Annotated in this window: 14 protein-coding genes and 1 other annotated feature; all 14 genes read left to right on the forward strand. The window is 39.8% G+C overall.

All coding sequences use genetic code 11. The annotated features are described in order from the left end of the window. Positions 1–2: 2 nt before the first annotated feature. The 14 genes from ACFX4R_RS26300 to rpoC all read left to right on the forward strand — a co-directional run bounded on the left by ACFX4R_RS26300 (position 3) and on the right by rpoC (position 14,319). Positions 3–428, forward strand: coding sequence for a Mini-ribonuclease 3 (locus ACFX4R_RS26300; RefSeq protein WP_013054907.1), 426 nt, complete (start codon positions 3–5; stop codon positions 426–428). Beyond that, positions 418–1,161 (forward strand): 23S rRNA (guanosine(2251)-2'-O)-methyltransferase RlmB, encoded by a 744-nt coding sequence (gene rlmB, locus ACFX4R_RS26305; RefSeq protein ID WP_043982715.1) that lies wholly within the window; start codon positions 418–420, stop codon positions 1,159–1,161. The genes ACFX4R_RS26300 and rlmB overlap by 11 nt, the downstream gene beginning before the upstream one ends. 2 nt (positions 1,162–1,163) lie before the next feature. Further along, complete coding sequence (locus ACFX4R_RS26310) at positions 1,164–1,673, forward strand: NYN domain-containing protein (RefSeq protein WP_013081364.1); 510 nt, start codon at positions 1,164–1,166, stop codon at positions 1,671–1,673. A 68-nt stretch (positions 1,674–1,741) separates the two neighbouring features. Then, a complete protein-coding gene (gene sigH / locus ACFX4R_RS26315; protein WP_013054910.1) occupies positions 1,742–2,392 on the forward strand; it encodes an RNA polymerase sporulation sigma factor SigH in 651 nt (216 codons plus the stop codon). Between the two features lie 81 nt (positions 2,393–2,473). Then, entirely contained in the window at positions 2,474–2,623 is a 150-nt protein-coding gene (rpmG, locus tag ACFX4R_RS26320) for a 50S ribosomal protein L33 (protein ID WP_013081365.1), read from the forward strand. A 53-nt stretch (positions 2,624–2,676) separates the two neighbouring features. Continuing rightward, positions 2,677–2,856: a preprotein translocase subunit SecE gene (gene secE, locus ACFX4R_RS26325; protein ID WP_013054912.1), complete on the forward strand. Its 180-nt coding sequence runs from the start codon at positions 2,677–2,679 to the stop codon at positions 2,854–2,856. 195 nt (positions 2,857–3,051) lie between these two features. Beyond that, positions 3,052–3,585, forward strand: coding sequence for a transcription termination/antitermination protein NusG (gene nusG / locus ACFX4R_RS26330; RefSeq protein ID WP_013054913.1), 534 nt, complete (start codon positions 3,052–3,054; stop codon positions 3,583–3,585). A 165-nt stretch (positions 3,586–3,750) separates the two neighbouring features. Next, complete coding sequence (rplK, locus tag ACFX4R_RS26335) at positions 3,751–4,176, forward strand: 50S ribosomal protein L11 (protein ID WP_013054914.1); 426 nt, start codon at positions 3,751–3,753, stop codon at positions 4,174–4,176. Positions 4,177–4,286: 110 nt separating this feature from the next. Then, a complete protein-coding gene (gene rplA / locus ACFX4R_RS26340) occupies positions 4,287–4,982 on the forward strand; it encodes a 50S ribosomal protein L1 (protein WP_013054915.1) in 696 nt (231 codons plus the stop codon). Between the two features lie 65 nt (positions 4,983–5,047). Next, positions 5,048–5,191: a sequence feature (ribosomal protein L10 leader region), on the forward strand. A 40-nt stretch (positions 5,192–5,231) separates the two neighbouring features. Beyond that, positions 5,232–5,732, forward strand: coding sequence for a 50S ribosomal protein L10 (gene rplJ / locus ACFX4R_RS26345; RefSeq protein WP_013054916.1), 501 nt, complete (start codon positions 5,232–5,234; stop codon positions 5,730–5,732). 44 nt (positions 5,733–5,776) lie between these two features. Beyond that, positions 5,777–6,139: a 50S ribosomal protein L7/L12 gene (gene rplL / locus ACFX4R_RS26350; RefSeq protein WP_013054917.1), complete on the forward strand. Its 363-nt coding sequence runs from the start codon at positions 5,777–5,779 to the stop codon at positions 6,137–6,139. Positions 6,140–6,251: 112 nt separating this feature from the next. Beyond that, entirely contained in the window at positions 6,252–6,854 is a 603-nt protein-coding gene (locus ACFX4R_RS26355; protein ID WP_162215140.1) for a class I SAM-dependent methyltransferase, read from the forward strand. Between the two features lie 245 nt (positions 6,855–7,099). After that, complete coding sequence (gene rpoB, locus ACFX4R_RS26360) at positions 7,100–10,663, forward strand: DNA-directed RNA polymerase subunit beta (protein WP_013081368.1); 3,564 nt, start codon at positions 7,100–7,102, stop codon at positions 10,661–10,663. 62 nt (positions 10,664–10,725) lie between these two features. Beyond that, on the forward strand, positions 10,726–14,319 hold the full coding sequence (rpoC, locus tag ACFX4R_RS26365; RefSeq protein WP_013081369.1) for a DNA-directed RNA polymerase subunit beta': 3,594 nt from the start codon (positions 10,726–10,728) through the stop codon (positions 14,317–14,319). Positions 14,320–14,377 lie beyond the last annotated feature (58 nt).

Genomic DNA, 14,377 nt, shown 5'->3' on the forward strand with positions numbered 1-14,377 from the left:
TTATGAGCAGCAGTAAATTAGATGTAAAACAGCTAAATAGCTTAGCTCTTGCTTATATGGGTGATGCGGTGTTTGATTTACATGTTCGCCGCCACCTGCTGGTGTTAGGGACAGTGCGCCCTAACCAGCTTCATAATAAAGCTAAAAAATACGTATCAGCAAAAGCACAAGCGCAAATCGTATATTATTTTAAAAATGAAAACTTTTTTACTGAAGAAGAAGAAGGTGTACTGCGCCGAGGACGCAATGCAAAGTCCGGTACAGTCCCTAAAAACACAGATGTGCAAACGTATCGCTACAGTACGGCATTTGAAGCGGTCGTAGGCTATTTGTATCTTTTAGGTGAAGAAGAAAGAATGATGGAACTTATTACTAAAGCTATCTCTTTCGTCGATGAAGGAGAGGGAGGAATGAATCATGGAACATGAATTTATCATTGGACGTAATCCGGTCCTAGAAGCCCTAAAGTCTGGGCGCGACATTAACAAACTATGGATTGCCGAAGGATCGCAAGGCGGTTCTATGGGGCAAATCACGCAGTTAGCAAAACGTAATGGTGTATTGGTGCAGTTTGTACCGAAAAAGAAAATTGAGCAAATGGTAGAAGGTATTCATCAAGGAGTAGCTGCACAAGTTGCTGCTTATCAATATGCAGAGTTAGATGATTTATTTAACTTAGCGGAAAAACGTAATGAAAGTCCGTTTTTTCTTCTGCTAGATGAGCTTGAAGACCCCCATAATTTAGGTTCTATTATGCGAACAGCCGATGCCGTTGGCGCACACGGTATTATTATTCCAAAGCGCCGTTCAGTTGGATTAACGGCCACTGTAGCTAAGGCCTCTACAGGAGCGATTGAACATGTTCCCGTAGCAAGGGTAACAAACCTATCAAGGACGATTGATGAATTAAAAGATCGAGGCGTATGGATTGTTGGAACAGATGCGAAAGAAAGCGATGATTATCGCAACTTAGATGGAGGTATGCCGCTTACGTTAGTTATTGGAAGCGAAGGAAAAGGCATGAGTCGTTTGATTCGTGAAAAATGCGACTTCCTTGTACAGCTTCCAATGGTTGGGCATGTTACATCGTTAAATGCATCTGTAGCAGCTAGTCTTCTCATGTATGAGGTTTACCGAAAACGCCATCCTCTAGGTGAATAAGAATGGATATTCTACTGGTGGATGGTTATAACATGATAGGTGCGTGGCCCGACCTAAGAAAGCTTAGAGATAATGATTTAGCCGGTGCTCGAGATCTGTTAATCGAAAAGATGGCAGAGTATCAAGCATATATGGGGTATCGTGTCATTATTGTCTTCGATGCTCATATGGTCGAAGGAATTGAAAAGAAGGCAAAAAATCATAAGGTTGACGTTGTATTTACAAGAGAAAATGAAACAGCGGATGAGTACATTGAAAAGCTGGCTCAAGAGCTAAACAATGTAAAGACACAGATTCATGTTGCTACATCTGATTTCACGGAGCAGTGGGCAATCTTTGGACAAGGTGCGCTCAGAATTTCTGCTCGAGAATTGTACAACGAAATTGAGCAGATTGAGAAACATATTAATCTTGATGTGAAGTCTATTCAAAATCAAAAGCCAGCGGCACGCATTCAACTTTCCAATCAAGTAGCCGAAATTTTCGAAAAATGGCGTCGGGGACAGCGGTGAGGTTATTGACGGTACGGAATTAGCTACTGTATAATATTTCTATCTACTGTGCGGTCGGGGGGATCGATATGGGCGATAATTATGGGAGAAAACTGCATGCTCATTTCGAACAACAAGAGGATGAAACAGTTGTCGATCTTGTGCATAAAGGCGATATTGACGCATTAGAGTATTTGATTCATAAATACAAAAACTTTGTGCGAGCAAAGGCGCGGTCATATTTTTTAATTGGGGCAGACCGTGAAGATATTGTACAAGAAGGTATGATAGGGTTATATAAGGCAATTAGAGATTTTAGAGAAGATAAGCTAACTTCGTTTAAAGCTTTTGCTGAACTTTGCATTACCAGGCAAATTATTACCGCTATTAAAACCGCAACAAGGCAAAAACATATTCCATTAAACTCTTATGTATCATTGGACAAGCCAATATATGATGAAGAGTCCGACCGAACCTTAATGGATGTTATTTCGGGGACAAAAGTAGCAAATCCAGAAGAGTTGCTCATTAATCGAGAGAAGTTTGATGATATTGAATTAAAGATGGCTGAACTTTTAAGTGATCTTGAGCGAAAAGTTCTCGTTCTTTATTTAGATGGTCAATCTTATCAAGAGATTTCAGAAGAGTTAAACCGCCACGTCAAATCCATCGATAATGCACTTCAGCGTGTGAAGAGGAAATTAGAGCGCTACCTCGAGATTCGTGAAATCACAATGTAGCCTTCTATCCTCATATTGACATGCTAAGAAAGTCTGTGATACTTTTTTATAGACATTATCACTCTATAGGTGGTTGACATTATGCGTAAAAAAGTTGTACTTGCGTGTGTGCAATGCGCTAGTCGTAACTATACGACTATGAAAAACACACAGCAAAACGAAGAGCGTTTAGAAATGAAGAAGTTTTGCAAAACGTGTAACGCACATACGATTCATCGTGAAACAAAGTAGATCAATAATCTGCACAGACTAATACCCCTTTTAATTTATTGGAGGTTACAAACATGAACCGTGTAGGAAATTTCTTGCGTGATGTTGGGCGTGAGATGAAGAAGGTAAGTTGGCCTAAAAAAAATGAGCTAACTCGTTATACAATTACTGTTATTTCTACAGTTGTATTTATGACACTCTTTTTTGTAGTAGTTGATTACGGAATTTCGTCACTTATTCGTTTAATCCCTTGAATAAATTGACTTGAATCATGGTATAATAAAGCTAAATTATGTTTTTTTCAGAAAAGCCCGGAGACGGGTTTTTTAATTTGCTTTAAGAATGATTGTGCTAGGAGTCAACTATTTTCCTAGTGCGTTGTCTGTGCAATAGATTAGGACATCTTATTTTATAGTGAGCTGGGAGGGAAGGACGTATAGTCCTCAGAAATGGAGAAAAATTGGTATGTAGTCCATACTTATTCTGGATATGAAAATAAAGTAAAAACAAATTTAGAAAAACGCGTAGAAACAATGGGTATGCAAGATAAAATTTTTCGCGTTGTTGTTCCTGAAGAAGAAGAAAGAGAAATTAAGAACAACAAAGAAAAGATTACAAAGAAAAAAGTATTTCCAGGGTACGTGTTAGTTGAAATCATCATGACGGATGATTCATGGTATGTAGTTCGTAATACACCTGGCGTTACGGGCTTTGTAGGTTCAGCAGGTTCTGGCTCAAAGCCAACTGCTCTTCTACCAGAAGAAGTAGAAATGATCTTAAAACAAATGGGCATGGACGAGAAGCATGCTGACTTTGACTTTGAACTAAAAGAAACAGTATTGGTTCAAGAAGGTCCGTTTGCAAACTTCGAAGGTACCATTGAAGAAATCGATACAGATAAACGTAAAGTTAAGGTTCATGTGGATATGTTCGGAAGACAAACACCAGTAGAGCTAGACTTTACACAAATTGAAAAAATATAATCTGTAAGACCTTGCAATTCATGAAGTTTAATGTTAATATTTCATAAGTCAGTATGTCTCAAAACTAGAGACTAAAACAACTATTTCTTTATTTTATATATAAAGAACATTGAGTGGGAGGGCATCGCCCTATTACCACATCACGGACTTAAGGAGGTGTGTCTCGTGGCTAAAAAAGTAATTAAACTTGTTAAGTTACAAATTCCTGCAGGTAAAGCAAATCCAGCGCCACCAGTTGGTCCTGCATTAGGTCAAGCCGGTGTTAACATCATGGGTTTCTGTAAGGAGTTTAACGCTCGCACAGCTGATCAAGCTGGTCTTATCATTCCTGTTGAAATCACGGTATTTGAAGACCGTTCATTTACATTTATTACGAAAACTCCACCTGCTGCTGTACTACTTAAGAAAGCGGCTGGTATTGAGTCTGGTTCTGGTGAACCAAACCGTAATAAAGTTGCAACAGTCAAGCGTGACAAAGTGCGTGAGATTGCTGAAACTAAAATGCCTGACTTAAACGCTGCTAGCGTTGAATCTGCAATGCGCATGGTAGAAGGTACAGCGCGCAGTATGGGAATCGTAGTTGAAGACTAATTCCATTTGATTGGGTGTTAGAAGGTTGCGAGAAATGGAAGTTTTCCTATGCTCGCAACCTTTATTAGTGGGAGGTTATTCCGTTAAAACCACATAAGGAGGAAACAAAAATGGCTAAAAAAGGTAAAAAGTACGTTGAAGCTGCTAAGCTTGTAGATCGTACACAAACTTATTCAGTACAAGAAGCGATTGAATTAGTAAAGAAAACAAACACAACTAAATTTGATGCAACTGTAGAAGTAGCATTCCGTTTAGGAGTTGACCCTAAGAAAGCTGACCAACAAATTCGTGGTGCAGTAGTACTACCAAACGGTACAGGTAAAACTCAACGTGTATTAGTATTCGCTAAAGGCGAAAAAGCTAAAGAAGCTGAAGCTGCAGGCGCTGACTACGTTGGCGATGCTGACTACATCAACAAAATCCAACAAGGTTGGTTCGAGTTCGATGTAATCGTAGCTACTCCAGATATGATGGGTGAAGTTGGTAAACTTGGTCGTGTATTAGGACCTAAAGGTTTAATGCCAAACCCTAAAACTGGTACAGTAACATTTGATGTTCAAAAAGCAGTTAACGAAATCAAAGCTGGTAAAGTAGAATACCGCGTTGATAAAGCTGGTAACATCCACGTACCAATCGGTAAAGTATCTTTCGAAGAGAGCAAGTTAGTTGAAAACTTCACTACAATCTTCGAAACTATGGTAAAAGCTAAGCCGGCAGCAGCAAAAGGCACATACATGAAGAACGTAGCTGTTACTTCAACAATGGGCCCTGGTATCAAAGTTGATACTGCTTCATTCTCTGCTTAATAAATTTGGAAATAAATCGGTGTTGACTTTTTGAAAGTCCCTGATTATAATAGATAATGTTGTTAAAAAGAATAACATTTGTACCGTAGACAGTAGGTGCTGCAAAGCTTAATTTCCTACCGAGGTGTGTGAGATAAATTAGTGAAACGTTATGGTTCGCTTACTACACCTCCATGTCTTTATTGTCATGGAGGTTTTTTATTGCACCTTGTCTGAGTGTACGGAAGGAAATCTACAGGAGGTGTAAAGATGAGCAACGTAATTGAACAAAAGAAACAAGTCGTAGACGAAATTGCTGAAAAACTTCAAGCGAGTAACTCAATAGTTGTCGTTGACTACCGTGGTTTGAATGTTGCTGAAGTTACTGAACTTCGTAAGCAATTACGTGAAGCAGGCATTGAGTTCAAAGTTTACAAAAACACTTTAACTCGCCGTGCTGTAGAAAAACTTGAACTAACAGATCTTAATGATGCGTTAGTAGGTCCAAATGCAATCGCATTTGGTGGAGAAGATGTTGTTGCTCCAGCTAAAATTTTAAACAACTTCGCGAAAGAACACGAAGCGTTAGAAATCAAAGCTGGTGTAATTGAAGGTAATGTTGCATCTGTTGAAGAAATTAAAGCACTTGCAGAACTACCATCTCGCGAAGGCTTACTTTCTATGTTGCTTAGCGTGCTTCAAGCTCCAATTCGCAACCTTGCTCTTGCTACAAAAGCTGTGGCAGATCAAAAAGAAGAACAAGGTGCATAATCTAGTCTGTTATATATAACACAATCACAAGGAGGAAATTAACAATGACTCAAGAACAAATCATTGAAGCAGTTAAAAATATGACTGTTTTAGAACTTAACGATTTAGTAAAAGCAATCGAAGAAGAATTTGGCGTAACTGCTGCTGCTCCTGTAGCTGTAGCTGGCGGTGCTGCTGGTGAAGCTGCTGCTGAGAAAACTGAATTTGACCTAGTACTTGAAAGTGCTGGCGGACAAAAAATCAAAGTTATCAAAGTAGTACGTGAAATCACTGGTCTTGGCTTAAAAGAAGCTAAAGAAATCGTTGATAACGCTCCAAAAGCTCTTAAAGAAGGTATTTCTAAAGAAGAAGCTGAAGAAGCAAAAGCTAAACTTGAAGAAGTTGGCGCTTCTGTAGAAGTTAAGTAATTATTGCTTAACAACTGATATAAAAAAGCTCGCTTGTACAAGCGAGCTTTTTTGCTTCTGTCATCCTTTTCATTTATAGTAAAGAAGAACATATTGATTAGGAGGTTCTATTTTGACAGAACATTATTTTTCTAATACACCATCGTCTGCAAGTAATGAAGAGCGCTTTTCATTTGAATTGAGAGGAACCTCTTTTTCATTTACGAGTGACCGCGGTGTTTTTTCAAAAAAAGAGATCGATTTTGGATCGCGCCTGTTAATTGAAACGTTTCAAATGCCCGAGAATCCCAGCCCGCTTCTGGATGTTGGATGCGGATATGGCCCAATTGGGTTGGCACTTGCAAAAGAGGACAGCCAAAGAAACGTTCATATGGTTGATGTTAATGAACGTGCATTAGCGCTAGCTCAAAAAAATGCTGAAGTTAATTCAGTATCAAATGTTTCAATCTATCAAAGCTCTTGCTATGAAAATGTGAAGGAAACGAATTTTGCAGCTATTCTTAGTAATCCGCCGATCCGTGCGGGTAAAAAAGTTGTTCATGAAATTCTAGAAAAATCATTAGATCACCTTGCCGACCAAGGAGAACTTTGGATTGTGATTCAGAAAAAGCAAGGAGCGCCATCTGCTCTTGCGAAATTAGAATCTCTATTTAATGAAGTGGAAGTAGTAGACAAGAAAAAAGGGTATTATATCATATGTGCTAAAAAATGTTGACTAATATTTTTTAGTGTGTTAGCATTATAAAATGCCAATATATAAATATTCCATATAAGCTCGGGTTATACATAAAATAAAAGGTATAATTTTGAATTATATGGGAAAAACTAATAAAATCAATAGTACGTTTTTATGAAATTGTGGTTTTCTATTTAAAGAGACCATTTTTCTTTTGTTCAATAATAAACATATGGTTTATTATATATTTTGAATAATAACGCTTGATTTGAGGGGTGAATCAGTTGACAGGTCAACTAGTTCAGTATGGACGCCACCGCCAACGCAGAAGTTATGCTCGTATTAGTGAAGTTTTAGAGTTACCGAACTTAATCGAGATTCAAACGGCTTCATACCAATGGTTTTTAGATGAAGGTTTACGAGAAATGTTCCAAGATATTTCTCCAATTGATGATTTTACAGGTAACTTATCACTAGAATTTATTGATTACAGCTTAGGTGAGCCAAAGTATTCAGTAGGAGAGTCCAAAGAACGTGATGTAACTTATGCAGCACCTCTTCGTGTTAAGGTGCGGTTAATTAATAAAGAAACAGGTGAAGTAAAAGACCAAGATGTGTTCATGGGGGATTTCCCATTGATGACCGAAACAGGTACCTTTGTAATTAATGGTGCTGAGCGTGTTATCGTATCACAGTTGGTTCGTTCACCAAGTGTTTACTATAGTGGAAAGCTTGATAAAAACGGTAAAAAAGGATATACAGCAACTGTTATCCCTAACCGTGGTGCATGGCTAGAATATGAAACTGATGCAAAAGATGTAGTATACGTGCGTATTGATCGTACTCGTAAACTGCCAGTAACAGTGCTGTTACGCGCGCTAGGTTTCGGTTCTGACCAAGAGATTATCGATTTAATCGGTGATAATGAATACATCCGTAATACGCTTGAAAAAGATAATACGGAAACAACGGAAAAAGCGCTATTAGAAATCTATGAGCGTTTACGTCCGGGTGAACCACCGACAGTTGAGAATGCGAAGTCTCTATTAGTATCTCGCTTCTTTGATCCAAAACGATATGACTTAGCGAACGTAGGTCGCTATAAAATTAATAAAAAGCTTCATATCAAACATCGCTTATTTAATCAAAAGCTAGCTGAAACATTAGTTGATCCTGAAACAGGTGAAATTATTGCAGAAAAAGGCGCAATGATTGACCGCCGTCTGCTAGATCGCTTGATTCCGATGCTTGAAGGTGGAGTAAACTTCAAGACTTATAGTCCGGTTGGTGGAGTAGTAGAAGACGATGTTACATTACAATCTATTAAGATTTATGCGCCAAATGATCCAGAAGGTGAAAAAATCATCACTGTATCAGGTAACGCATATGTAACAGAAGAAGTTAAAAATATCACACCTGCTGATATTTTAGCATCAATCAGTTACTTCTTTAACTTGCTTCATCAAGTAGGAGACACAGATGATATCGACCACTTAGGTAACCGTCGTCTGCGTTCTGTAGGTGAATTGTTACAAAACCAATTCCGTATCGGTTTATCTCGTATGGAACGTGTTGTTCGTGAAAGAATGTCAATTCAAGACACGAATACAATCACACCTCAACAATTAATTAATATTCGCCCAGTTATTGCGGCGATTAAAGAGTTCTTTGGAAGTTCTCAATTATCACAGTTCATGGATCAAACGAATCCATTAGGCGAATTGACGCACAAACGTCGTCTTTCAGCTCTAGGACCTGGTGGTCTAACTCGTGAGCGCGCTGGTTTCGAAGTGCGTGACGTTCACTACTCCCACTATGGCCGTATGTGTCCGATTGAAACGCCAGAGGGTCCGAATATCGGGTTAATCAACTCACTATCTTCTTATGCAAAAGTAAACAAATTCGGTTTCATCGAAACACCTTACCGTCGTATCGATCCTGAAACAGGTAAAGTGACAGAGCGAATTGACTACTTAACAGCTGATGAAGAAGATAACTATGTTGTAGCCCAAGCGAACGCTCGTCTAGGTGATGATGGTTCATTCTTAGATGAAAATGTCGTTGCACGTTTCCGTGGAGAAAACACGGTTATCCGTCGCGATCGTTTAGATTATATGGATGTATCACCAAAACAAGTTGTATCTGCCGCTACAGCATGTATCCCATTCTTAGAGAACGATGACTCTAACCGTGCATTAATGGGTGCGAACATGCAACGTCAAGCAGTACCTTTATTAAATCCTGAAGCACCAATCGTAGGTACAGGTATGGAATACGTATCTGGTAAAGACTCTGGTGCAGCCGTGATTTGTAAATATCCTGGTGTTGTAGAGCGCGTAGAAGCAAAACAAATTTTTGTTCGCCGCTATGAAGAAGTAGACGGACAAAAAGTTAAAGGTAACTTAGATCAATACAAATTATTAAAATTTGTTCGTTCTAACCAAGGTACTTGTTACAACCAGCGTCCAATTGTTTCAGTTGGCGACGAAGTAGTAAAAGGTGAGATCTTAGCCGACGGTCCTTCAATGGAAAAAGGTGAGCTTGCTTTAGGACGAAACGTAATGGTTGGTTTCATGACATGGGATGGTTACAACTATGAGGATGCCATCATCATGAGTGAACGCCTTGTGAAAGACGATGTATATACGTCTGTTCATATTGAAGAATATGAATCTGAGTCTCGTGATACGAAGCTTGGACCTGAAGAAATTACGCGTGACATTCCAAACGTAGGTGAAGATGCGCTTCGTAACTTAGATGAGCGTGGAATCATCCGCATTGGTGCAGAAGTAAAAGACGGAGATCTTTTAGTTGGTAAAGTAACGCCAAAAGGTGTAACAGAACTAACAGCTGAAGAACGTCTTCTACACGCTATTTTCGGTGAAAAAGCGCGTGAAGTTCGTGATACTTCTCTTCGTGTACCGCACGGCGGCGGTGGAATCATTCTTGATGTTAAAGTCTTCAACCGTGAAGATGGCGACGAATTACCACCAGGTGTAAACCAATTAGTCCGTGTATATATTGTTCAGAAGCGTAAAATTTCTGAAGGTGACAAAATGGCCGGTCGTCACGGTAACAAAGGTGTAATTTCACGTATTTTACCTGAAGAAGATATGCCTTATCTACCAGACGGTACGCCAATTGACATCATGTTAAACCCATTAGGGGTACCATCTCGTATGAACATCGGTCAGGTGCTAGAGCTTCATTTAGGTATGGCTGCTCGTAAGCTTGGCATTCACGTTGCGTCTCCAGTATTTGATGGTGCGCGTGAGGAAGATGTTTGGGCAACAATCGAAGAAGCTGGCATGTCTCGTGATGCTAAAACAGTTCTATATGATGGTCGAACAGGTGAACCATTCGATAACCGTGTATCAGTAGGAATCATGTACATGATCAAACTTGCTCACATGGTAGACGATAAACTTCACGCTCGTTCTACTGGACCATACTCACTTGTTACACAACAACCACTTGGTGGTAAAGCGCAGTTCGGTGGACAGCGTTTTGGTGAGATGGAGGTATGGGCACTTGAAGCATACGGTGCTGCTTACACATTACAAGAGATCTTAACAGTGAAATCAGATGACGTAGTAGGTCGTGTGAAAACATACGAAGCAATTGTTAAAGGTGAAAACATTCCAGAACCTGGCATACCTGAATCGTTCAAAGTATTAATTAAAGAACTGCAAAGTTTAGGTATGGATGTGAAGATGCTTTCTGCTGACGAGCAAGAAATTGATATCATGGACTCAGAAGAGGACCATGAGCAACCAACAGAATCAATTATTGCTGATAACGAAGAAAGCCTTTCTGAAGGACAAAAAGATCCTGTCACAAAAGAGTAAGGAATTACTTTCATATAAACGTTAAGGGAAAAAACCTGTAGATTAAAAGGGAGGTAGGCTCCTTGCTAGATGTAAATAACTTTGAGTATATGAAAATCGGTCTAGCTTCGCCAGATAAAATTCGTTCTTGGTCGTACGGTGAGGTAAAAAAACCTGAAACGATCAACTATCGTACGTTAAAACCTGAAAAAGACGGCTTATTCTGTGAGCGTATTTTTGGTCCACAAAAGGACTGGGAATGTCATTGTGGAAAATATAAGCGCGTTCGTTATAAAGGTGTTGTATGTGATCGTTGCGGCGTAGAAGTTACGCGCGCAAAAGTTCGTCGTGAACGCATGGGTCATATCGAACTAGCTGCACCTGTTTCTCATATTTGGTACTTTAAAGGTATTCCTAGCCGCATGGGACTTGTCTTAGACATGTCCCCTCGTGCGCTAGAGGAAATCATTTATTTTGCTTCTTATGTAGTAACAGATGCTGGTGATACACCACTTGAAAAGAAACAGCTTTTATCAGAGAAAGAATACCGTGCGTATCGTGAGAAGTACGGACAAACTTTCCATGCAGCAATGGGTGCTGAAGCTGTTAAGAAATTATTGCATGACATCGATCTTGATAAAGAAGTAGATGCTTTGAAAGAAGAATTGAAAACTGCTCAAGGTCAACGTCGTACACGTGCTATTAAACGTTTAGAAGTACTAGAGGCTTTCCGTCATTCTGGTAACGAACCTTCTTGGATGATTTTAGACGTTCTACCGGTTATTCCGCCAGAACTTCGTCCAATGGTTCAATTAGATGGTGGACGCTTTGCTACGTCTGATCTAAATGATTTATATCGTCGTGTAATTAACCGTAACAACCGCTTAAAGCGTTTATTAGACCTTGGAGCTCCTAGCATTATCGTTCAAAACGAAAAGCGTATGCTTCAAGAAGCTGTAGATGCATTAATCGATAATGGTCGTCGCGGACGTCCGGTAACAGGACCAGGTAACCGTCCATTAAAATCTCTTTCTCACATGTTAAAAGGTAAGCAAGGTCGCTTCCGTCAAAACTTATTAGGTAAACGTGTTGACTACTCTGGCCGTTCGGTAATCGTTGTAGGTCCGAACTTAAAGATGTATCAATGTGGCCTTCCAAAAGAAATGGCGTTAGAGCTTTTCAAACCTTTCGTAATGAAAGAGCTTGTTGAACGCGGTTTAGCTCATAACATCAAGAGTGCAAAACGTAAAATTGAACGCGTGCAACCTGAAGTATGGGACGTATTAGAATCGGTTATTAAAGAGCATCCAGTTCTTTTAAACCGTGCACCAACGCTACACAGACTAGGTATTCAAGCATTTGAACCTACGCTTGTAGAAGGTCGCGCTATCCGTCTTCACCCGCTTGTATGTACAGCATATAACGCTGACTTTGACGGTGACCAAATGGCGGTTCACGTTCCATTATCTGCAGAAGCACAAGCAGAAGCACGTATCTTAATGCTTGCTGCTCAAAATATCTTGAACCCTAAAGATGGTAAACCAGTTGTTACACCTTCACAGGATATGGTATTAGGTAACTACTACTTAACGCTTGAGCGTGAAGAGGCAGTTGGAGAAGGTATGGTGTTCAAGGATACAAATGAAGCACTATTAGCGTACCAAAACGGTTATGTGCATCTTCATACACGTGTAGGTGTGTATGCAGGTTCTTTAAACAACGAAACGTTTACAGAAGCACAAAATCAACAGTTGCTTGTTACAACGGTTGGTAAATTAGTTTTCAACGAAATTTTACCAAAATCGTTCCCATACATTAACGAACCAACAAGAGAAAACTTAGAAGTGAAAACTCCTGAGAAGTACTTTGTTGAAAAAGGTGCAGATGTGAAGGAATTCATCAAGAATCAACCGGCTATCGCACCGTTTAAGAAAAAAATCTTAGGTAATATTATCGCTGAAGTATTTAAACGTTTCAAAATTACTGAGACTTCTAAAATGCTTGACCGTATGAAAGACCTAGGTTTCAAATATTCTACTAAAGCCGGTATTACAGTTGGTGTAGCTGATATCGTGGTTTTAGGAGAAAAAGAAGTTATCTTAACAGAAGCGCAAGCTAAAGTAGATAACGTACTAAAACAATTCCGTCGCGGTTTAATTACTGAAGATGAGCGTTATGAGCGTGTTATCTCTGTATGGAGTAGCGCGAAAGACGTTATCCAAGGTAAATTAATGGCGTCATTAGACAAACGCAACCCAATCTTCATGATGAGTGACTCTGGTGCCCGTGGTAACGCATCTAACTTCACTCAGCTTGCAGGTATGCGTGGACTAATGGCCAACCCGTCTGGTCGTATCATTGAGTTACCAATCAAATCTAGTTTCCGTGAAGGTTTAACAGTATTAGAGTACTTTATCTCTACCCATGGTGCACGTAAAGGTCTTGCCGATACGGCTCTTAAAACTGCTGACTCAGGTTACCTTACTCGTCGTCTGGTTGACGTGGCACAAGACGTTATCGTACGTGATGACGACTGTGGTACAGACCGCGGTATTCTGGCTGTTGCAATCAAAGAAGGAACAGAAGAAATTGAGAAACTTGATGAGCGTCTAATTGGACGTTATGCAAGAAAAACCCTACTTCACCCAGGAACAAACGAAGTGTTAGTGAAAGAAAACGAACTAATTACAGAAGACCTAGCTGAAACAATTGTGGATGCTGGTGTTGAAGAAGTATGGATTCGTTCTGCATTCACTTGTAACACTCGCCACGGTGTATGTAAAAAATGTTACGGTCGTAACCTTGCAACTGGTTCAGAAGTTGAAGTGGGTGAAGCAGTTGGTATCATCGCTGCTCAATCTATCGGTGAGCCAGGTACACAGTTAACGATGCGTACATTCCATACAGGTGGGGTTGCTGGAGACGATATCACTCAAGGTTTACCGCGTATCCAAGAGATCTTCGAAGCGCGTAACCCTAAAGGTCAAGCCGTTATTTCTGAAATTGAAGGTACAATTGCCGGCATTTCTGAAGGACGCGATCGTCAACATGAAATTACTGTTCAAGGAGAGATTGAAACGCGTTCTTACACAGCTCCGTACAGTGCACGCCTGAAAGTTATTGAAGGACAGCGCATTGCACGTGGTCAAGAATTAACAGAAGGTTCAATTGATCCTAAAGAACTACTAAAAGTAAAAGACATCACGGCTGTACAAGAGTACTTGCTTCGTGAGGTGCAAAAAGTATACCGTATGCAAGGGGTAGAAATTGGAGATAAACACGTAGAGGTAATGGTTCGCCAAATGCTTCGTAAAGTGCGCGTAATGGATTCAGGAGATACAGATGTATTACCAGGTTCATTACTTGATATTCACCAATTCACTGATGCAAATGAAAAAGTATTACTTGAAGGCAATCGTCCAGCGACGGGTCGTCCTGTATTACTTGGTATTACAAAAGCATCTCTTGAAACTGATTCCTTCTTATCTGCTGCATCATTCCAAGAAACAACGCGTGTTCTTACCGATGCTGCAATCAAAGGAAAACGTGATGAGTTGCTTGGACTTAAAGAGAATGTTATCATTGGTAAGCTAGTTCCGGCTGGTACAGGTATGACGAGATATCGTAATGCTGAACCGATCAAAAACCAAGCTGAAGAAACGGTAACAATCGACTAATTATAAAATCATTACTCTAGAATGGATGTTTTTTAAAAAAACTACAAAACGTTAGTTG

This window comes from Priestia sp. YIM B13490, from assembly GCF_042787735.1.
GTDB lineage: Bacteria > Bacillota > Bacilli > Bacillales > Bacillaceae_H > Priestia > Priestia megaterium.